19 protein-coding genes are annotated in these 19,327 nt (G+C 64.6%); 8 read left to right on the top strand and 11 right to left on the bottom strand.

What is annotated here, in order from left to right:
• The first annotated feature begins 45 nt into the window (after positions 1–45).
• On the top strand, positions 46–1,854 hold the full coding sequence (locus tag DWV00_RS29200; protein ID WP_115537099.1) for a PhoH family protein: 1,809 nt from the start codon (positions 46–48) through the stop codon (positions 1,852–1,854).
• Between the two features lie 301 nt (positions 1,855–2,155).
• Entirely contained in the window at positions 2,156–3,121 is a 966-nt protein-coding gene (locus tag DWV00_RS29195) for a C40 family peptidase (RefSeq protein ID WP_115537098.1), read from the top strand.
• A gap of 147 nt (positions 3,122–3,268) precedes the next feature.
• Here DWV00_RS29195 and DWV00_RS29190 read toward each other — a convergent pair whose 3' ends face one another.
• From DWV00_RS29190 to DWV00_RS29155, 8 genes are all read right to left on the bottom strand, one after another.
• Entirely contained in the window at positions 3,269–4,279 is a 1,011-nt protein-coding gene (locus tag DWV00_RS29190; protein WP_115537097.1) for an inorganic phosphate transporter, read from the bottom strand.
• 18 nt (positions 4,280–4,297) lie between these two features.
• Positions 4,298–4,924 (bottom strand): DUF47 domain-containing protein, encoded by a 627-nt coding sequence (locus DWV00_RS29185; protein WP_115537096.1) that lies wholly within the window; start codon positions 4,922–4,924, stop codon positions 4,298–4,300.
• 203 nt (positions 4,925–5,127) lie between these two features.
• Positions 5,128–7,554 carry a replicative DNA helicase gene (dnaB, locus tag DWV00_RS29180; RefSeq protein ID WP_115537095.1) on the bottom strand — a complete coding sequence of 809 codons (2,427 nt, stop codon included), beginning with the start codon at positions 7,552–7,554 and terminating at the stop codon, positions 5,128–5,130.
• A gap of 157 nt (positions 7,555–7,711) precedes the next feature.
• Positions 7,712–8,164: a 50S ribosomal protein L9 gene (rplI, locus tag DWV00_RS29175; protein ID WP_115537094.1), complete on the bottom strand. Its 453-nt coding sequence runs from the start codon at positions 8,162–8,164 to the stop codon at positions 7,712–7,714.
• 27 nt (positions 8,165–8,191) lie between these two features.
• Positions 8,192–8,467 (bottom strand): 30S ribosomal protein S18, encoded by a 276-nt coding sequence (rpsR, locus tag DWV00_RS29170; protein WP_115537093.1) that lies wholly within the window; start codon positions 8,465–8,467, stop codon positions 8,192–8,194.
• A 2-nt stretch (positions 8,468–8,469) separates the two neighbouring features.
• Entirely contained in the window at positions 8,470–8,769 is a 300-nt protein-coding gene (gene priB / locus DWV00_RS29165) for a primosomal replication protein N (protein ID WP_115537092.1), read from the bottom strand.
• Positions 8,770–8,820: 51 nt separating this feature from the next.
• Positions 8,821–9,198 (bottom strand): 30S ribosomal protein S6, encoded by a 378-nt coding sequence (rpsF, locus tag DWV00_RS29160; RefSeq protein WP_102646935.1) that lies wholly within the window; start codon positions 9,196–9,198, stop codon positions 8,821–8,823.
• Between the two features lie 163 nt (positions 9,199–9,361).
• A complete protein-coding gene (locus DWV00_RS29155; RefSeq protein ID WP_115537091.1) occupies positions 9,362–10,285 on the bottom strand; it encodes a LysR family transcriptional regulator in 924 nt (307 codons plus the stop codon).
• A 235-nt stretch (positions 10,286–10,520) separates the two neighbouring features.
• Here DWV00_RS29155 and gcl point away from each other — a divergent pair, with 235 nt between their 5' ends.
• The 3 genes from gcl to DWV00_RS29140 all read left to right on the top strand — a co-directional run bounded on the left by gcl (position 10,521) and on the right by DWV00_RS29140 (position 14,184).
• Positions 10,521–12,296 (top strand): glyoxylate carboligase, encoded by a 1,776-nt coding sequence (gcl, locus tag DWV00_RS29150; RefSeq protein WP_115537090.1) that lies wholly within the window; start codon positions 10,521–10,523, stop codon positions 12,294–12,296.
• Between the two features lie 108 nt (positions 12,297–12,404).
• Positions 12,405–13,199, top strand: a complete 795-nt coding sequence (gene hyi / locus DWV00_RS29145) for a hydroxypyruvate isomerase (RefSeq protein WP_115537089.1) — start codon at positions 12,405–12,407, stop codon at positions 13,197–13,199.
• Between the two features lie 91 nt (positions 13,200–13,290).
• Positions 13,291–14,184 (top strand): 2-hydroxy-3-oxopropionate reductase, encoded by an 894-nt coding sequence (locus DWV00_RS29140; RefSeq protein ID WP_115537088.1) that lies wholly within the window; start codon positions 13,291–13,293, stop codon positions 14,182–14,184.
• 435 nt (positions 14,185–14,619) lie between these two features.
• Here the strand turns inward: DWV00_RS29140 and DWV00_RS29130 are convergent, their stop codons facing one another.
• Positions 14,620–15,651: an asparaginase gene (locus DWV00_RS29130; RefSeq protein ID WP_115537086.1), complete on the bottom strand. Its 1,032-nt coding sequence runs from the start codon at positions 15,649–15,651 to the stop codon at positions 14,620–14,622.
• Between the two features lie 93 nt (positions 15,652–15,744).
• Positions 15,745–16,671, bottom strand: a complete 927-nt coding sequence (locus tag DWV00_RS29125; protein WP_115537085.1) for a CysB family HTH-type transcriptional regulator — start codon at positions 16,669–16,671, stop codon at positions 15,745–15,747.
• 224 nt (positions 16,672–16,895) lie between these two features.
• On the opposite strand from DWV00_RS29125, the gene lexA reads away from it, so the two are divergent.
• From lexA to DWV00_RS29110, 3 genes are all read left to right on the top strand, one after another.
• Positions 16,896–17,543: a transcriptional repressor LexA gene (gene lexA, locus DWV00_RS29120; protein ID WP_115537084.1), complete on the top strand. Its 648-nt coding sequence runs from the start codon at positions 16,896–16,898 to the stop codon at positions 17,541–17,543.
• Positions 17,544–17,569: 26 nt separating this feature from the next.
• Positions 17,570–17,914 (top strand): hypothetical protein, encoded by a 345-nt coding sequence (locus DWV00_RS29115; protein ID WP_115537083.1) that lies wholly within the window; start codon positions 17,570–17,572, stop codon positions 17,912–17,914.
• An 89-nt stretch (positions 17,915–18,003) separates the two neighbouring features.
• The gene (locus tag DWV00_RS29110; RefSeq protein ID WP_115537082.1) at positions 18,004–18,636 is read left to right on the top strand and encodes a DUF2939 domain-containing protein; all 633 of its coding nucleotides are present in this window, start codon (positions 18,004–18,006) and stop codon (positions 18,634–18,636) included.
• A gap of 24 nt (positions 18,637–18,660) precedes the next feature.
• Here the strand turns inward: DWV00_RS29110 and DWV00_RS29105 are convergent, their stop codons facing one another.
• Positions 18,661–19,161 carry a universal stress protein gene (locus tag DWV00_RS29105; protein ID WP_115537164.1) on the bottom strand — a complete coding sequence of 167 codons (501 nt, stop codon included), beginning with the start codon at positions 19,159–19,161 and terminating at the stop codon, positions 18,661–18,663.
• Positions 19,162–19,327 lie beyond the last annotated feature (166 nt).

Genomic DNA, 19,327 nt, shown 5'->3' with positions numbered 1-19,327 from the left:
CGTTCGGCAGCGCATGAGATGCGACTCGATTCTTTGAGGGAAACCATGCCTTTGCCTACCCCGCCCAGCAAGCTCGGCAGCCTGTTGCCGCCCGACGAATTCAAGGCCAAAGCCAGACCGGCGCGAGGCGCCAAAAAACAGGGGACGATGGGGGAGCAAACCGAGGCGGCCGAGTATGGCTCGACCGCCCATGTAGCCGCCCCGATGGGCACGGCCGCCAATGCGGGCGCGACCCTGCGCCCGTTGCCGTCGTCGCCGGCCGCCGCCGAGCCCGCTCCCTCGGCTCGCGCCCGTAAATCGAAGCAGACTGCCGCCCTGTTGCAACCCGCCCCTGCCCCTGTCCCTGTCCCTGTACAAGCACGCAAGGAAGCCCCCGCCGCGGCAACGCAGCCGGCCGAGGCGCCCGCCGCGCGCGGTGCCGCCAAGGCCCGCACCGGCAAGGCCGCCGTCGTCGAAACCGAGTTGCGCAAGCTGTTCGTGCTCGACACCAACGTGCTCATGCACGATCCGACCTGCCTTTTCCGCTTCGAGGAACACGACGTCTATCTGCCGATGATGACGCTCGAGGAACTCGACAATCACAAGAAAGGCATGTCCGAAGTCGCGCGCAACGCGCGGCAAGTCAGCCGCACGCTCGATTCGCTCGTGGCGAACGCCGGCCCGATCGCGGAAGGACTGCCGCTGTCCGGGCTCGGCAGCCGCGAGGCGCTCGGGCGTCTGTACTTCCAGACGAAGCTCGCCGACATCGAGCCGGTAGAAGGATTGCCGCAGGGCAAAGCCGACAATCAGATTCTCGGTGTCGTCCGCGCGCTGCAGCGCGATCGTCAGGACCGCCAAGTCGTGCTGGTGTCGAAAGACATCAACATGCGGATCAAGGCCCATGCGCTCGGCTTGCCGGCCGAGGACTACTTCAACGACCAAGTCCTCGAGGACTCGGATCTGCTGTTCTCGGGCGTGCGTGCCCTGCCCCAGGACTTCTGGACGAAGCACGCGAAGGGCATGGAAAGCTGGCAGGACAACAAGACCGGCACGACCTACTACCGCGTGACGGGGCCCCTGTGTCCGTCGCTGCTCGTCAACGAGTTCGTCTATCTCGAGCCGCAAACCGGCGAGCCGCCGTTCCAAGCCATCGTGCGCGAGCTCAACGGCAAGACGGCCGTTCTGCAGACGCTGCGCGACTACAGCCATAACAAGAACAATGTCTGGGGCATCACGGCGCGAAACCGCGAGCAGAATTTCGCGCTGAACCTGCTCATGAATCCCGAGATCGACTTCGTGACGCTGCTGGGCCAAGCCGGCACCGGCAAGACGCTGGTTGCCCTGGCTGCCGGCCTCGCGCAGGTGCTCGACGAAAAGCGATACAACGAGATCATCGTCACGCGGGCGACGGTGCCCGTCGGCGAAGACATCGGCTTTTTGCCGGGGACCGAGGAAGAGAAGATGCAGCCCTGGATGGGCGCCTTCGACGACAACCTCGAAGTGCTGCAGCGGACCGACGACAGCGCCGGCGAATGGGGCCGCGCGGCCACGCAGGAGCTGATTCGCTCGCGCTTGAAGGTCAAGAGCATGAATTTCATGCGCGGGCGCACCTTCGTCGACAAGTACCTCATCATCGACGAAGCGCAGAACTTGACGCCCAAGCAAATGAAGACGCTCGTGACGCGCGCCGGCCCGGGCACGAAGATCGTCTGCCTCGGCAACATCGCGCAGATCGACACGCCGTATCTGACCGAAGGCAGCTCCGGCCTCACCTACGTCGTCGATCGCTTCAAGGGCTGGGCGCATAGCGGCCACGTCACGCTCGCACGCGGCGAACGCTCCCGGCTCGCAGACTACGCGTCCGACATCCTCTGAACGGCCGCCGGCGCGGCCTCGCCGCCCCGGCACACTTCGTTCGACGTTCAACGCCCGGCTCGCCGGGCGTTTTTTCTTTTGGGGCTCGAGCATGAACGTCGATTCCGCAGAACGTGTCGGCGTATCGGCGAGGCAACGCTTGCGCGCACAACTTCAAGTAATTGATGAAGAATTCTTGCCGAAGGCCCGCCGGCAGGTCTACTATCGGCCGCAACAGCGTGAGCGAGCGCCCCCGTGCGAGGGCTCGCCATTCGATAGACCTCTCGGGACCGGACGCCGCGCGCGCCCGGTTCGCCATTCCATGCGATTGTGGCTCGTCATTCTCGTCGTGCTGTCGTTGGCTGCGTGCTCGAGCGCGCCGCCCAGAAGCGCGCGCTCGAGCGGTGGCTCGTACGGGGAAAACACGCTGCGCACGATGCCGCCCGGCTTGCCGCGATTCGTCGATCACAGCATCGGCCGCGAGGAAATCTCGATCGAGGCCATGAGCCTCATCGGCATTCCCTACCGCTGGGGCGGCAATACGCCCGAAAGCGGGTTCGATTGCAGCGGCCTGGTGAGATATGTCGTCGCGCGCGCGGCCGACGTCGATCTGCCGCGAACGACGGCCGATATCAGCCATCGGGGCGAATCGATCGAGCCCGACGAGATCGCGCCCGGCGATCTCATTTTCTTCAATACGACGGGCCGGCCCCATTCGCACGTCGGCATTTACGTCGGCAAGCTGCGTTTCGTCAATGCGCCGTCTACAGGCGGAACCGTCCGGCTCGACTATCTGACGAACCCGTATTGGGCAAGGCACTTCGACGGGATTCGCCGCGTTGCGGCGCCGCTCAAGGCGCCCTCGCCGTTCGATGCGCCAACCGAAGTCGCGGGGACCCGAGCACCCGAGGTGCCCGAAACGCCGGCTGAGCCGCCGGTGCGAACGGACGCGGCGGCGGTGGCGACAGCGCCGGCCCCGGCAGCCGCATCACCCGCGCCGGTCGTTTCGGCAATGCCGGCGGCCAGCCCGGCGCCCCAGGTGCCGACGAGTGCCGCGGCGCGCAGCGAGGACCCCATCGATGCGGCCGCCGACGCCTTCGAGCCGCCACCGCCGGCTGCGGGGCAAGCAGCCCAGCAGGCTCGGCAAGCCGGCGCTTCGACGGTGCAGCCTGCTTCGACCGAATCGAACGTACCAGTCACCCGTGCTTCGACGGCGTCGAGCCCTCAAAGCGCGCCGGCTTCGACCACCGACGATCCCATCGCGCGCTTCGCCAACAACGGCGGTTGACCGAACCGCATCGAACAGCATTTCAAGCGCGTGCCTCAGCCTTTGTCCTGGCCGAAGACGCAACCCGGAAACGAAGCGCGACGGTAGGCGACAAAGCCCGGCATCGCTTTCGACGAACCGATCGACGCTTTATCGCCGTCGTCGCGCTTACAAAAACCGATGCGCGAGCCACCAGGCGACCGCCGAAAGCAGCGCCGAGGCCGGGATCGTCAATATCCACGCCCAAACGATATTGCCGGCGACGCCCCAGCGCACGGCCGACAACTTCTGCGTCGCGCCCACGCCGACGATCGCGCCGGTGATCGTGTGCGTCGTCGAGACGGGCACACCCAAAGCCGACGCGGTGAACAGGGTGATCGCGCCGCCCGCTTCCGCGCAGAAGCCGCCAACGGGCTTGAGCTTCGTGATCCTTTGCCCCATCGTGCGCACGATGCGCCACCCGCCGAACAGCGTGCCGAGCCCCATCGACAGATAGCACGCACCGACGACCCAGAGCGGCGGCGAGGCGGCCGTCGCCGACGCGTAACCGGTAGCGATCAGCAGCATCCAAATAATGCCGATTGTCTTTTGCGCGTCGTTCCCGCCATGACCGAGGCTATACAAACCGGCGGAAAGGAACTGTAAGCGCCGGAAACGCCGGTCGACCTTGCTTGGCGGCGTTCGAAAGTAGATCCATGAGACGGCCAGCATAAAGAACGAGCCGAGCACGAAGCCAAGCAACGGAGAGATGAAGATGAACGCGACGGTCTTGAGGATGCCGTCGAGGTTCAACGCCCACCAGCCCGACTTGGCCAGCGCCGCGCCGACCAGCCCGCCGATCAGCGCATGCGACGAACTCGCGGGAATGCCGAAACGCCAAGTGAGGATGTTCCAGACGATCGCTCCGGCCAGCGCACCGAAGATCACGTAGTGATCGACGATCTGCGGGTCGATCGTGCCTTTGCCGACGGTCATCGCGACGCGCAGGTGGAAAATGAAATAAGCGATGACGTTGCACGCCGCCGCGAAGGCGACGGCTTGCTGCGGCTTGAGCACGCCGGTCGAGACGACGGTCGCGATCGAGTTCGCCGCGTCGTGAAAACCATTCATGAAGTCGAAGGCGAGCGCGACGACAACTAGCGTCACGAGCCCCCAAGTGGCGATCTGAATCGAATGCATCAGTTTGGTCCGCCCGCGTTACGCGTTTTCCAGCACGATGCCTTCGATGATGTTCGCGACATCCTCGCACTTGTCCGTGATCGATTCGAGCAACTCGTAGACGGCCTTCAGCTTGATCAGCGTCTTCACATCGTCTTCTTCGCGGAACAGCTTCGACATCGCGGCGCGCAGCACGCGATCGGCTTCCGATTCGAGCCGGTCGATGTCCTCGCACGCTGACAAGATCTGGCGCGCCTGGCTCATGTCCGACAGCATGTTCACGGCCCGTTGCACGTGCTTGGCCGTCTGGGTGCAGATATGCGCGAGCTGGCTCGCTTCCGACGTCATCGATTGGACGTCGTACAAGGAGACGGCCGTGGCGACGTCCTCCATCAAATCGAGGATGTCGTCCATCGTCGTGATGAGCTTGTGGATTTCGTCGCGGTCGAGCGGCGTGATGAACGTCTTGTGCAGCAGGTCGATCGTTTCGTGCGTCAGCTTGTCCGCCGCCTTTTCGTTGGCCTGTACGCGTTGCTTATGCACTTCGGCATCGCTGAGGTTGTCGACGAGGCGCTCGAGCTCTTCGCTCGCGGAGACGATGCACTTCGCGTGCTCGTTGAAGATTTCAAAGAACTTGCCCTCGGTGGGCATGAAACGACCGAACATTGCGATCCCGATAGGTGGTCATATTGGGTGCCCCAACGCGGCGGCCGCAGGCACGGCCAAACCGAAAAGAACCCGCGCGCGGCGGGTTTCATGGGGCTGACATAAAACTGCAACATTGTACCGGCTCGGGCGATCTAGCCCAACGCCCGGTTGCGCCCGAGAACAAGAACGCAACAGGCGTGCCGCGCGTCACAGCCGGCGCTTTACTCCCCGCCGTGGAAGGTTTGCGGCCCGGCAAAGTTGTCGAACTTCGTGTATTGACCCATGAACGTCAGCCGAACTGGGCCGATCGGACCGTTACGCTGCTTGCCGATGATGATTTCCGCCGTGCCTTTGTCGGGGCTGTCGGGGTTGTACACTTCGTCGCGGTAAATGAAGAGGATGACGTCCGCGTCCTGTTCGATAGCGCCCGACTCGCGCAAGTCCGACATCACGGGCCGCTTGTTCGGCCGCTGCTCGAGGCCGCGGTTCAACTGGGAGAGCGCGATGACGGGTACATCGAGTTCCTTGGCGAGGCTCTTGAGCGATCGCGAGATTTCCGAGATTTCCGTGGCGCGGTTTTCTCCGGACGACGAACCCGACATCAGCTGCAAGTAGTCGACGATGATCAGGCCGAGCTTGCCGCATTGGCGCGCCAGGCGTCGTGCGCGCGAGCGCAACTCCATCGGATTGAGGCCACCCGTCTCGTCGATGAACAGCTGCGCCTCGCTCATCTTCTGCACGGCGTGCGTGAGCTTGGGCCAATCTTCGTCGCTCAGGCGGCCCGTCCGCATCCGGTGCTGATCGAGGCGGCCGACCGAGCCCAGCATCCGCATGACAAGCTGCGTGCCCGGCATTTCCATCGAGAACACGGCGACAGGCAACCCGTACTCCACGGCGACGTATTCGCCGATGTTCATGGAAAAAGCCGTGTTGTGCGTGACGACGTAGTCGTCCGTCACGTAGAGCCGCAGCGGGTGGGACACGGAGATGCATTGCGTTTGCGCAAGCCGCGTCGGCTCGATCGAGACGACGACCGGCATCTTGCGCCGCGTGCGCCCGCGCTCGAGCCGCTCCCGCTTACCTTCGAACAGGAAAAGGCTTTGCGGATCGGGATGACTGATCGTGCATTGATACGCGATTGCGCCTTCCTTGCAGACACCCTCACGGGTAAACGACGTGTTCTTTGCCGAAACCGTGCACCAGCCGCCGAGCGACCGGACGAGCTCGCAGACGTCCCGCGCGAGACGTTCGCTGGCCGTCGAATATCGGACCGCGCCCCACGACTCAACCCAGCCGTCGGTATCCAGCAGGCCCCGCAACAGATCGAGCCGCGCCGGCCTGGCGGCGTCGAGATAAGCCCGAGGGATGAACTTGTCGTAGCTCGCGCAGCCCCAGAGCTCCAACCGCTCCAGAGCCTGCTTGATCGGGTTGACGTTCGGACGAACGGTATCCGCGCCGGCTGGGCAGCGCTTGATCCGCCAATCGTACTGTCCCGCGTACTCGAGCCGCATGTCGTCGCCGACGCGCGCGCGCATCCGTTCAAGCGTCTCGTCAGCCTTGACGCTAAAGCGAACGGACGTGCCGCCGATCGCACCATCGCCCAACAGCGCACCCAGCACCCACGGATCGACGGGCAACGCTTCTTCGTGACCGAAATCGCCACTGGGCAGATCGATCCACAAGCGATTCTGGTACCGCTTGCGCGTCAGCAGCGTGCGCAACTCGGCCGTGTCGACGACGCGCGGCTGCGCCCAGCCGCGATAGTGGACGCGCCACAGGTGCTCGTCGCAACACTCGGCGGAGCGACCATCGGAGAACCGAACCCGGTAAACCTGCCGCTCACCCTGCGGATAGATGCCGGTGACCATCGACGGCACGCCGTCCACCGACGCGAGCGCATCGCCCAATTCGAGATCGCCCATCCGCTTCCAGCCGGACAGCGTTTTCACGCGGGCGTCGAGCGGCTGCGCCTTACCCATCGACGGGCGTCCGGCCACGATGATGAGTTCACCCCCATGCATGCCCGAGGTCATGCGGTCGAGGTCGACGAAGCCCGTCGGCGTGCCCGTGACATCGCTCGGATTGGCCGTGTGGTAAAGCGTGTCGATACGCTCGACCACCTGCGTCAAGAGCGGCCCGATCTCGAGGAAGCCCTGCGTGCCGCGCGCACCGTCTTCGGCGATCGAAAACACCTTCGATTCTGCCTCGTCGAGCAGCTGCCGCACCTCCTTGCCCTGCGGGTTGAAGGCATCGGCCGAAATCTCGTCGGCAACCGAGACGAGCCTGCGCAGCACCGCGCGGTCGCGCACGATCTCCGCATAGCGCCGGATATTCGCGGCGCTCGGCGTGTTTTGCGCGAGCGCGTTCAGATAGGCCAGCCCCCCGACCTCCTCCGCCTTGCCCGACGTCGTCAACGCTTCATACACGGTCACGACGTCGGCCGGGCGCGTCGACGCGATCAGCCGGCCGATGTGTTCGTAGATAAGGCGGTGGTCGTAACGGTAGAAGTCACTCTGCGCCAGAAAATCGGCGATGCGGTCCCAGGCGGCGTTATCGAGCAGCAAACCGCCGAGCACCGATTGCTCGGCCTCGATCGAATGCGGCGGGACTTTCAGCGACTCGAGTTGCGGATCGGACGGTGCGTTCATGGGGAGGCATTATCGCGAAATGGCTCAGCGCACGCCAGCGGCGAAAACGAGGCCAAAACAAAAAAGGCAGGAACCGGCGCTCCGGCTCCTGCCCTCTTCTTCAATCTGTGCGCCGAACCGGGACGACCCCGATTCGGCCGGCACCCGCTCGCGATACTTACGCGTGCTCGCCGAGCACCGACACCGTGACGTCGACGAGGACGTCCGTGTGCAGCGACACGTGCACGGGGTGGTCGCCCACCATCTTCAGCGGGCCTTGCGGCAGACGCACTTGCGCCTTTTCCACCGCGAAGCCTTGCTTCGTCAGCGTTTCGGCGATGTCCGCGTTCGTGACCGAACCGAACAGACGGCCGTCGACGCCGGCCTTCTGCGCGATCTGAACCGTCAGACCGGCCATCTTCTCGCCTTGCGCTTGCGCGGCGGTCAGCTTCTCGGCGGCAGCCTTTTCCAGATCGGCGCGGCGCACTTCGAATTCGGCGATCGCTTCCTTCGTTGCACGGCGTGCCAGCTTTTGCGGGATCAGGAAGTTACGGGCGTAGCCGTCCTTGACCTTGACGACATCGCCGAGATTGCCGACGTTGACGACTTTTTCCAAAAGAATGATTTGCATTCGGATTCTCCTTATCGCGCCGTCTGATTAGGCCTTGTGCAGGTCGGTGTACGGCAGCAGCGCGAGGAAACGCGCACGCTTGATCGCCGTGTCGAGCTGACGTTGATAGTGGGCCTTCGTACCCGTCAGACGAGCCGGCGTGATCTTGCCGTTTTCGCCGATGAAGTCCTTCAGCGTTTCGATGTCTTTGTAGTCGATGTACTCGACGCTGGCAGCCGTGAAGCGGCAAAACTTCTTGCGCTTGAACAGCGGGTTTTGTTGCTGGCGGCGCTTGTCGAATTTCTTACCAGTCGGGCGGGGCATGTTCAGTCCTTTCCAATGTCCTGCAATTCTGTGATGTGAAACACCAAGGTTCTCGCGTTGCGGCTTTTTTTCGCCAGGAAACCGGTGAAGAGCGTTTCGACGCCCATCTCACACGTTTCGAGCTTCCCGCTCGCGGCACCCGCGGCCAGCGCGGGCATCGTCAGATCGACTTGCCGGACGATGCCGGCTTCGACGACTTCCCCGCGGTGCTGCAGCGTACAGCTTGCGATCGGCACGCCCGCCGGCGTATAGCGCAGCGGCTCGCGCTCGACGACGCTGGCCATGAGTTGCAGCCTGTTCACGAGAGCGGCGAAAAAGCGATGGAACCTAGGTGGCTTAAACCGTGAATACCGTTAAGCCTGCGCTTCGGACGGCTGCGACGAGGCAGCTGCCTTCTTGGCTTCTTCGCGCTGCACTTCCTTCATCATCGGCGAAGGGCCCGTTTCGGCCTTCTTCATCTTGACGATCAGGTGGCGCAGCACGGCGTCGTTGAACTTGAATGCGTGCTCGAGCTCTTCGAGCGTAGCTTGGTCGCATTCGATGTTCATGCAGACGTAGTGAGCCTTCGCGAGTTTCTCGATCATGTAGGCCAGTTGGCGACGGCCCCAGTCTTCGATGCGGTGGATGTTGCCGCCGCGCGCGGTAATCGTGGATTTGTACCGTTCGATCATCGCGGGCACTTGCTCGCTTTGATCGGGGTGTACGACGAAGACGATTTCGTAATGACGCATACACACTCCTTGTGGATTGAAGCCACCCGGGCGTCGATGGACGATTCCCGATTCGCTTTCGATTTGCATCGACCCGTCTCGGAACTCGCACCAACCGGTGTGGCAAGTGAGAAGCCGCAGAGTATAACCCAACGGCCATCGGGGCGCAATTGGCCGCCTGGACCTAGTCGCCCCCGGGCGGCTCGCCGCCCCAATATCCCGGCCGGGCGTAGACCTCCTTCAGGTAGTCGATGAAGTACCGCACCTTGGCCGGCACGTAGCGCTGCTGCGGGTAGACGGCGAGGATGTCGTACTCCGGGAGCGCGAATTCGTCAAGCACCGTCTCCAATTCGCCGCGCGCGAGCTGGTCGGCGATTTCCCAGGTCGAGCGCCAGCCGAGGCCGAGCCCTTCCGCCGCCCAGCGGTGCAGCAGTTCGCCGTCGTTGCAGTCGAGCGAGCCGGTCACGCGCATGGTGACGCGCTTACCGCCGCGCTGAAAGTACCAGCCGCGGTTCTGCCCGCCTTGCAGATTGAACGCCAGGCAATTGTGGGCCAGCAAATCCTCGAGCGAGCCCGGGCGGCCGTGCCGCGCGAAATAGGCCGGCGTGCCGCAGACGACGCGCCGGTTCGTCGCCAGCTTCACGGCGACGAAGTTCGGGTCCACCGCCCCACCGATCCGGATCGACAGATCGTAGCCTTCGCGCACGAGGTCGACGACGCGGTCGGTCAAATTGAACGACATCTGCAAACCGGGCTTGTCGACCAGAAAAGGGGGCGCGAGCGGTGCGACATGCTTGCGCCCGAAGGCGGCCGGCGCGGAAACGATCAGGTGGCCGCTGACGGCCCGCCGCCCGGCGGCCAATTCGTCTTCGGCCTGGTCCCAATCGGAAAGCAGCCCTTTGCAGCGTTCGAGGAACGCCGCCCCCGCTTCGCTCACGACGAGCCGCCGCGTCGAGCGATACATCAGCTTCACGCCGAGGCGCTTTTCGAGCGCATCGATGCGCCGCCCGAGGATGACGGGGGACACCCCTTCCTCCAGTGCCGCGGAGGCCAAGCTGCCTGCCTCGGCCACACGCACGAATGTTTCGATCTGCTTGAAACGGTCCATCTTCGAGTCCTTCCGCCGCTAGCCCCCGCCCGCGCGAGGCTTCGCGCGGCTCGGTCTCAACCTGTTCCCTCGCCCGCCTGCCGGCCCCGGGCGGCCGGGCCCGCTCCCGACATCCGCATTCCATACTTTTTGTATCGAAAAACCGAACTGAGAGCGATCTTATCAAACCTTTCCAGTCGTCCTACAGTGCAACTAACCCGCTATTTGTGCATTGGAAACAGGAGAAGGAGACACCATGCCTAAGATGAGAGCCGTTGACGCAGCCGTGCTCGTGCTGGAAAAAGAAGGCATCGACACCGCTTTCGGCGTGCCCGGCGCCGCCATCAACCCGTTCTACTCGGCCATGCAGCGCGCCGGCGGCATCAGCCACGTACTGGCGCGCCACGTCGAAGGCGCCTCGCACATGGCCGAAGGCTATACGCGCGCGGCTCCCGGCAACATCGGCGTGTGCATCGGCACGTCGGGCCCCGCCGGTACCGACATGATTACCGGACTTTACTCGGCTCAGGCTGACTCGATTCCTATTCTCGCCATCACGGGTCAAGCACCCCGCGCTCGGCTCTATAAGGAAGACTTCCAAGCGGTCGACATCGAGTCGATCGCCAAGCCGGTCACGAAATGGGCCGTCACCGTGCGCGAGCCCGCGCTGGTGCCGCGCGTGTTCCAGCAGGCGTTCCACCTGATGCGTTCGGGCCGTCCGGGTCCCGTGCTGGTCGACCTGCCGATCGACGTGCAAGTGGCCGAAATCGAATTCGACATCGACACGTACGAGCCGCTGCCCGTCTACAAGCCGAAGGCGACGCGCAAGCAGATCGAAGCCGCGCTGGAATTGCTCAATGCTTCCGAGCGTCCGCTGATCGTTTCGGGCGGCGGCGTGCTGAACGCGAACGCCGAGGCGCTGCTCGTCGAATTCGCCGAGACCGTGGGCGTGCCCGTCATCCCGACGCTGATGTCGTGGGGCGCGATCCCCGACGATCACCCGCTGATGGCCGGCATGGTCGGCCTGCAAACGTCGCACCGCTACGGCAACGCGACGATGCTCGAATCGGACTTCGTGCTCGGCATCGGCAACCGTTGGGCCAATCGCCACACGGGCAGCGTCGAGGTCTACACGAAGGGCCGCAAGTTCGTGCACGTCGACATCGAGCCGACCCAAATCGGCCGCGTGTTCGGCCCCGATCTCGGGATCGTGTCCGATGCGAAGGCCGCGCTCGAACTGTTCGTCGAAGTGGCGCGCGAATGGAAGGCGGCCGGCAAGCTCAAGGACCGCGCGGCTTGGGTCGAGTCCTGCCAGGCACGCAAGCGCACGATGCATCGCAAGACGCACTTCGAGGAAGTGCCGATCAAGCCGCAGCGTGTCTATGAAGAAATGAACAAGGTGTTCGGCCGCGATACCTGCTACGTCAGCACGATCGGGTTGTCGCAGATCGCCGCCGCGCAGTTCCTGCATGTCTACAAGGCGCGCAACTGGATCAACTGCGGGCAAGCCGGCCCGCTCGGCTGGACGATTCCCGCCGCGCTCGGCGTGCGTGCCGCGGATCCGACCCGCCCGATCGTCGCGCTGTCCGGCGACTACGACTTCCAGTTCATGATCGAAGAGCTGGCCGCCGGCGCGCAATTCAAGCTGCCGTACGTGCACGTCGTCGTCAACAACTCGTACCTCGGGTTGATCCGCCAGGCGCAGCGCGCGTTCGAGATGGATTACTGCGTGCAGCTCGCGTTCGATAACGTGAACGCGCCGGAACTGAACGGCTATGGCGTCGACCACGTGGCCGTGGCCGAGGGCCTCGGCTGCAAGGCGCTGCGCGTGTTCGAACCGGGCGAGATCGCACCGGCCCTGCAAAAGGCGCAGGCGCTGGCCGCCGAGTTCAGCGTGCCGGTCGTGGTCGAGGTCATCCTCGAGCGCGTGACGAACATCGCGATGGGCAACGACATCAACGCCATCAACGAGTTCGAACCGCAGGCCGAATCGCGCAACGACGCGCCGACCGCGATCTCGCTGCTCGATTGACCGGACGCACGACAAGACGTGCTGCTGACGAGAAACATCGAACGACCCGACGAACGCCGCGCAAGCGGCGCTCGTCGGTATCTTGACCGACCGAAGAGCCATAGCAACATGCCGAAATTCGCAGCCAACCTGACCATGCTGTTCAACGAAGTGCCGTTCCTCGACCGTTTCGAGGCGGCGGCACGCGCAGGGTTCAACGCCGTCGAATTCCTGTTCCCCTATCCTTTCGCCGCCGCCGAACTGGCCGAGCGGCTCGAGACGAACAAGCTGCGTCTCGTCCTGCACAACTTGCCGGCCGGCAATTGGGAAGCCGGCGAACGCGGCATCGCCTGCCTGCCCGATCGCGTGGCCGAATTCCGCGACGGCGTCGGCCGCGCGATCGAATACGCGAAGGCGCTGCGCGTGCCGCAACTGAACTGCCTCGTCGGTATCCCCACCAAGGACGTCACGCCCGAACGCGCCCGCTCGACCATCGTCGAGAATCTGCGCTTCGCCGCCGCGGCACTCCAAAAGGAAGGCATCAAGCTGCTCGTCGAGCCTTGCAACTCGTACGACATTCCGGGCTTCGCGCTCAATCGTTCGAGCGAAGGGCTCGACGTGATTCGCGACGTTGCGTCGGACAACCTCTATCTGCAGTACGACATCTACCACATGCAGAGGATGGAGGGCGAGCTGGCCGCGACGCTCCAAAAGCACTTGCCGCGCATCGCGCACATTCAGCTCGCCGACAACCCGGGCCGCAACGAACCCGGGACGGGCGAAATCAACTATGCGTTCCTGTTCGACTGGCTCGATCGGCTCGGCTACAGCGGCTACGTCGGCTGCGAGTACAAGCCGCGCACGACGACGCTCGAAGGGCTCTCGTGGGTGCGCGAAATCGCCGGAGCGCGCAGCGCACGCTGACGCCCGGCCGCGGGGCGGCGCTTCACGCCCGACCGGGCGGGCGCCGCTTCGGCTTCACCCTGACACGACAAACTAAACGGACTACATCGACATGGCAAAGATCGGTTTCATCGGCCTCGGCATCATGGGCGCGCACATGGCGCGCAACCTTCTGAAGGGCGGCCACGAGGTCGTCGTCACGGGCGCCTATCCGGTGCCGGACGACCTGCGTAAAACCACGCTCGTGGTAGCCGATTCGACGGCCGTCGCGCGCGAGTCGGAGATCGTCGTCGTGATGGTGCCGGACACGCCCGACGTCGCCAACGTCCTGTTCGCCGACGACGGCGTGGCCAAGGGCCTCTCCGCCGGCAAGCTCGTGATCGACATGAGCTCGATCTCCCCGCTCGACACGCAGGATTTCGCCAAGCGCATCAACGCGCTCGGCTGCGACTATCTCGACGCGCCGGTCTCGGGCGGCGAAGTCGGCGCCCGCGAAGCGACGCTCTCGATCATGGTCGGCGGCCCCGAGAAAGCGTTCGAGCGCGCGAAGCCGCTGTTCGACCTGATGGGCAAGAACATCACGCTCGTCGGCGATAACGGTGCCGGCCAGACGTGCAAAGTCGCGAACCAGATCATCGTCGCGCTGAACATCGAGGCAGTGAGCGAGGCGCTGCTGTTCGCCGCGCGCTCGGGCGCCGATCCGGAACGCGTGCGCCAAGCGCTGATGGGCGGCTTCGCATCGTCGCGGATTCTCGAAGTGCACGGCAAGCGCATGACGGCACGCACGTTCGCCCCGGGCTTCCGCATCGATCTGCACCGCAAGGACTTGAACCTCGCCCTCGACGGCGCACGCAAGCTCGGCATCGCGCTGCCGCACACGGCAAGCGCGCAGCAGCTGTTCAGCGTCTGCGCGGCGCACGACGGCGGCAGCTGGGATCACTCGGCGATGATACGCGCACTCGAAATCATGGCCGGGTTCGAGATCGCCGAACCGAAGAAAGACTAATAGATAGAGCCGACAGAACGACGGCGCAGCGCCGTCGCTCTGTATCTAGCAGGACACGGCCGTCCGACGCAACAACGATCGGACGGCCGGCACGTGGGGCGCCTCGCCTGCGCGTGCAAGGCAAGACGGAGGGGGCAAGTCCGTGTATCGCAAGATGCGCGGCAAGCACGAAGTCGACACCGAGCACGCGTTTGGCAGGCAAAAAAGCCGCTTTCGGGCTGAGAGCGGCAGTGGGGTCCGCAGCGGCACCCGGCGGCGACGGGGAAGCCTTGGTCGGTCAGACGTCGTCGTCGGGTGTCCGCCTGTCGGATTTTTACACGCTCAATCGCAGCGAGGGACGTGCCGTCTCGCGCGCATCGTAGGCACCGGAGCTGGCGCTTTAGCAAGCCGCGCATCCCCTATCCTTCCGGTTCCCTTCCCCTTACTTCAATACCGTCAATACGTATCGAAAACCTGCTGCAAAGCAGCCGGCTCATGCACGCCCGCCGCCAACGCGAGCATCAGCAGCACACGCGCCTTGTAAGGATTGAGCGAGCCCGCGGTGACGAAGCCGAGCGCATCGTCGGGCGCCGCGCCGTTGCGCATGACGTGCCCCGAACCGACGCGCGACGCACGCACGACCGCGACGCCGCGCGCGCGGGCTTCGGCGAGCGCGGCCTGCACCGACGCGTGAATCGAGCCGTTGCCCGTGCCGGCCGCGACGATGCCGCGAACGCCGGCGGCAACGAACGCGTCGACGGCGGTGCGTGACGCGCCCGCGTAGCTCGCGACGACGTCGACGAGCGGCCAAGCCGCGGCGCTCGTGAACGGCGTCGCCGCCGTATGGGGCCGCACGACCTCCCGCTGAAACTCGACTCGGCCGTCCTGCACCCAGCCGAGCGCGCCGATCTCGGGCGAATGGAACGCGTCGACCGCATAAGTGCTCGTCTTCACGACGTCGCGCGCGCTATGGATTCGATTGTTGAACGCGACGAGCACGCCCTGCCCTCGCGCGGCCGGCGAACCGGCGACGGTCACGGCGCCCAGCAGATTGAGCGGCCCGTCGGCCGACAGCGCCGACGACGGGCGCATCGCCGCCGTCATCACGACGGGCTTGGACGTCTTCACCGTCAGGTGCAGCGCGTAGGCCGTTTCCTCGAGCGTGTCCGTGCCGTGCGTGACGACGATGCCGTCGATGTCGTCGCGGGCCGCGAACGCGGCGATGCGCTCGGCAAGCGTCGTCCACAGCGCGACGTCGAGATCCTTGCTGTCGATGCTCGCCACTTGTTCGGCTTCGACGCGGGCCACGTTCGACAAGGCCGGCACCGCGGCCAGCAGCCGGTCGACCCCGACGACGCCGGCCTGATAGCCGGACGTCTGCGAAGCATCGGCGGCCGAGCCGGCGATCGTGCCGCCGGTGGCGAGCACGGCGATGCGCGGCAGCGCCGCGGGGGAGGAGGAGGATCGGGTCGTAGTCATGGGCGCCATTCTAACCGCGCCGCTTGCCGGGCCGAACGGGCGGCTTTCACCTACCTCGGCTCGCACCGCGCTCTCCCGCCCTTGCATCGTACCACTCGCCCGTTATGCCGCTTCGCGCAGCTGCCCCGCCATGCCGGCCTCGGACAGCTGCGGCGCGAACATTTCGATGAACCGGTACGCGTACGCGCGCATGAACGCGCCCTTGCGCAAACCCACGCGCGTCGTGCTGCCTTCGAACAGATGCTGCGTATCGAGCGCGACGAGCTCCGCGTCGCGCTTCGGGTCGTAGGCCATCGCGGCGACGATGCCGACGCCCATCCCGAGTTCGACGTAGGTCTTGATGACATCGGCGTCGATCGCGGTCAACACGACGTCCGGCAGCGCCCCGATCTTCGCGAACGACGCGTCGATATGCGAGCGGCCCGTGAAATCGCGGTCGTAGGTGACGATCGGATATTCGGCGACGTCCTCGAGCGTGACCTGCGCGCGGCCGGCCAGCGGATGATGGCGCAGTACGACGACGATGTGATGCCACGAATAGCAAGGAAACGTGACGATGTCGGAGAAGCGGTCGAGCGCCTCGGTGGAGATCGCGATATCCGCCTCCCCTTCGAGAAGCATTTGCGCGATTTGCTGCGGATTGCCTTGGCGCAGCGCCAGCTGCACTTTAGGAAAGGCGCGCGTGAACTCGCGCACGACTTTCGGCAGCGCGTAGCGCGCCTGCGTGTGCGTCGTCGCGACGACGAGATGGCCCGTGTCTTCGTCGGCGTATTGCCGGGCGACGCGCCTCATGTTCTCGGCATCGAGCAGCATCCGCTCGATCAACTGATGCACGGCCTTGCCGGGCTCGGTCAGGCCCGTGAGCCGCTTGCCGCGGCGCACGAAGATGTCGATGCCGAGTTCGTCCTCGAGATCCTTGATCTGCTTCGATACGCCCGATTGCGAGGTGTAAAGCGCGTTGGCCACCTCGGTCAGGTTCAAATTGCGGCGCACCGCCTCGCGCACGAAGCGCAACTGCTGGAAGTTCATGCGAGTGTTTCTCCTCGGCAAGCGGGGCATCGGAAGGGCATGGCGCCCGGGGTCGAGCCAGTCTAGGCGATGCTTCTTATTCCAAGAACTAATAAATCCTCATTCTTTTATGCCGATTCCTGCTAAAGGACGCCACGGGGTCGCAACATAGGGCTTGAAATCCTTCGAATACTGTATAAAAATACAGCCACCTGTCTATCTATACAGTGGCGCCCAAGAATCCCATGACCAAACTCACCGCAAGGCAGCAGCAGGTTTACGATTTGATCCGCCAGTCGATCGAGCACAGCGGCTTCCCGCCCACGCGTGCCGAGATCGCCGCGGCGCTCGGGTTTTCCTCGGCCAATTCGGCCGAAGAGCATCTGCGGGCGCTCGCGCGCAAAGGCGTCATCGAATTGGCCGCCGGCGCGTCGCGCGGCATTCGATTGCTGGCGGCCGAGGACATGCCCCACCAATTCTCGCTGCCGCATCCGGCGCTGATGCAACTGTCGCTGCCGCTCGTAGGCCGCGTGGCCGCCGGTAGCCCCATCCTCGCGCAAGAACACATCTCGCAGCACTACGCCTGTGATCCGGCGCTGTTTTCGAGCAAGCCCGACTACCTCCTGAAGGTGCGCGGCCTGTCGATGCGCGACGCCGGCATCCTCGACGGCGATTTGCTGGCCGTGCAAAGGCGCACCGAAGCGAGCGACGGGCAGATCATCATCGCGCGGCTGGGAGACGACGTGACGGTCAAGCGCCTGAAACGGCGCCCGAACGGGATCGAGCTCATTGCCGAGAACCCCGATTACGAGAACATCTTCGTGCAGGCCGGCAGCGCCGATTTCGCGCTCGAAGGCATCGCGGTCGGCCTTATCCGTCCGACCGAATTCTGACATCCGAACACGCTAGGGAGACGTCCATGGATCGCCTTGCCCGCCTCATGCCTTTCCGCACTTTCGGCCGTTTGCGCCATCTGCGCGGCGTCATCCCGTGCCCGCCGCTCGAAGCCGCCAGCGTCGCTCAAGAAGCACGGCAAAGCGAGAACGCATCTCACGCGAACATGCAGCCTGCCGCGCTGCCGGCGTTCGCGCGCGTCTCGCTCAATAGTGCATTGCATGCGGAACCGGCACGGCGGGCGCCCGTGCGCGTCTATCATGGGCCGTCGCGCGTGATCCTCGTCGGCACGATCGACGCGGTCTGCAAAATGATCGATCGATGCATCGACGACGAACGCGCCGGCACTGCCGCTGCGCAATGGGGTTGACTCACCGTGATGGATCGTTTCGGGGTTAGGGATCGTTTTGTCACGGTTGCTGTCGATTAGCATTCAACATCGATAAAGGCCGACATCACATGACAACCGAGAACCGCTCCAATGCCCGAAAGCCGTTGACGGCTACCGTCGTCACCGGCATCGCCATCATCGTACTCGCGCTGGTCGTGATCGCTTACGCGTCGCCCTACCTCGCGCTGAGCAGGCTGCGTGATGCCGCCCAGGCACGCAACGCGGCCATGATCGACCGCTACGTCGACTATCCGGCGCTGCGGGCAAGTCTCAAAGAGCAAGTCACGCAGATGTTGAGCCGGCGTGTCGATAAAGAGAAGCTTCAGCATCCGTTTGCCGCACTCGGTGCGCTCGTCGGCATGGCGCTCGTGAACCCGCTCGTTGACGCATACGCAACGCCGGACGGCGTGGCCGCCCTGCTCAAGGGCATGCCGCCAAGCGGGAAACCGGGCGAAGTGCCGCCGTCGGCCGGCGACGAGCAGGCATCGCAGCCGCAGGAAGCATCCTCCACACCCTCGCAGCAGCCGGCCACGGCCGCCCAACCGGCGGAGCCGCGCGCCAAGGCAAGCGCCGGCTATCGAGACATGAATACGTTCGCGGTGACGTACACGAGTGGGCCCGCCGGCGAGCCCTACAGCGTCATCTTTCACCGCCGCGGCTGGTTCTCGTGGCAGATCGACGCAGTCGAGCTCAACTCGTAAGGTATCGCCTTTGCGGCGTAGGGCTTAGGTCTGCGAGCTATCGGCCGTGGTCGTCGGTGCGGCCTCTTCGACGGGTTCCTGCTCGTGCGGCGCCGAAACCGCGACGAGGATGCTGCACGTCACGCGATCCATCAGATGCGTATTGCCCGAACCCATCCACCATCGCGACAGCCCGTTGCGGGCGCGGTGGCCGACCACAATGAGATCGACCTGCAATTGCTGGGCAAGATTGGCAATTTCGTCGAGCGGGTGACCGAACGCAAAGTGGCCATGGGCCTGCACACCTCGCTCGGTCAACCAGTCGACGCCCTCCTGAAGGATCTCGCGCGCGGCGTCCTCGAAGCGTCCGCATGCGACGTCCGTCAACAGCCCCGCGCTTTGCGCGATGCTCGTGCGCATATCGACAACCGACAAAAGATGCGTTTCCGCCTTCAGGTCGAGTGCGAGGTTGGCACCGCATCGCAGCGCTTTACGCCCTTCGCGAGTCCCGTCGTAGCACAGTAGAATTTTGTTATAGCTCGCCATCATGGCCTCCCAGCCCGCGCCAATCGCGGTTCGTCGTTTCAATCATGGTGCGACGCAATCGGACTTGCAAGGCTAGGAAAACGCCTAGCTCCCGCCGGCCCGGATGCCTGCGCACCGCCACACTGACCGCGCGCAACGCTGCGTCGCACCAGCAAAGCACACGGTG

It is taken from the genome of Trinickia dinghuensis (genome assembly GCF_003367175.1).
GTDB classification, from domain to species: Bacteria; Pseudomonadota; Gammaproteobacteria; order Burkholderiales; family Burkholderiaceae; genus Trinickia; species Trinickia dinghuensis.
The sequence above is the reverse complement of the archived record's forward strand: the minus strand, read 5'-3'. Positions and strand labels throughout refer to the sequence as shown.

Coding starts and splice junctions, on each gene's coding strand:
- DWV00_RS29200 (WP_115537099.1), top strand. CDS start 46: ATGCCTTTGCCTACCCCGCCCAGCAAGCTCGGCAGCCTGTTGCCGCCC.
- DWV00_RS29195 (WP_115537098.1), top strand. CDS start 2,156: ATGCGATTGTGGCTCGTCATTCTCGTCGTGCTGTCGTTGGCTGCGTGC.
- DWV00_RS29190 (WP_115537097.1), bottom strand. CDS start 4,279: ATGCATTCGATTCAGATCGCCACTTGGGGGCTCGTGACGCTAGTTGTC.
- DWV00_RS29185 (WP_115537096.1), bottom strand. CDS start 4,924: ATGTTCGGTCGTTTCATGCCCACCGAGGGCAAGTTCTTTGAAATCTTC.
- DWV00_RS29140 (WP_115537088.1), top strand. CDS start 13,291: ATGGCAAAGATCGGTTTCATCGGCCTCGGCATCATGGGCGCGCACATG.
- gcl (WP_115537090.1), top strand. CDS start 10,521: ATGCCTAAGATGAGAGCCGTTGACGCAGCCGTGCTCGTGCTGGAAAAA.
- DWV00_RS29155 (WP_115537091.1), bottom strand. CDS start 10,285: ATGGACCGTTTCAAGCAGATCGAAACATTCGTGCGTGTGGCCGAGGCA.
- rpsF (WP_102646935.1), bottom strand. CDS start 9,198: ATGCGTCATTACGAAATCGTCTTCGTCGTACACCCCGATCAAAGCGAG.
- DWV00_RS29105 (WP_115537164.1), bottom strand. CDS start 19,161: ATGGCGAGCTATAACAAAATTCTACTGTGCTACGACGGGACTCGCGAA.
- DWV00_RS29125 (WP_115537085.1), bottom strand. CDS start 16,671: ATGAACTTCCAGCAGTTGCGCTTCGTGCGCGAGGCGGTGCGCCGCAAT.
- hyi (WP_115537089.1), top strand. CDS start 12,405: ATGCCGAAATTCGCAGCCAACCTGACCATGCTGTTCAACGAAGTGCCG.
- dnaB (WP_115537095.1), bottom strand. CDS start 7,554: ATGAACGCACCGTCCGATCCGCAACTCGAGTCGCTGAAAGTCCCGCCG.
- DWV00_RS29130 (WP_115537086.1), bottom strand. CDS start 15,651: ATGGCGCCCATGACTACGACCCGATCCTCCTCCTCCCCCGCGGCGCTG.
- rplI (WP_115537094.1), bottom strand. CDS start 8,164: ATGCAAATCATTCTTTTGGAAAAAGTCGTCAACGTCGGCAATCTCGGC.
- DWV00_RS29115 (WP_115537083.1), top strand. CDS start 17,570: ATGGATCGCCTTGCCCGCCTCATGCCTTTCCGCACTTTCGGCCGTTTG.
- lexA (WP_115537084.1), top strand. CDS start 16,896: ATGACCAAACTCACCGCAAGGCAGCAGCAGGTTTACGATTTGATCCGC.
- rpsR (WP_115537093.1), bottom strand. CDS start 8,467: ATGCCCCGCCCGACTGGTAAGAAATTCGACAAGCGCCGCCAGCAACAA.
- DWV00_RS29110 (WP_115537082.1), top strand. CDS start 18,004: ATGACAACCGAGAACCGCTCCAATGCCCGAAAGCCGTTGACGGCTACC.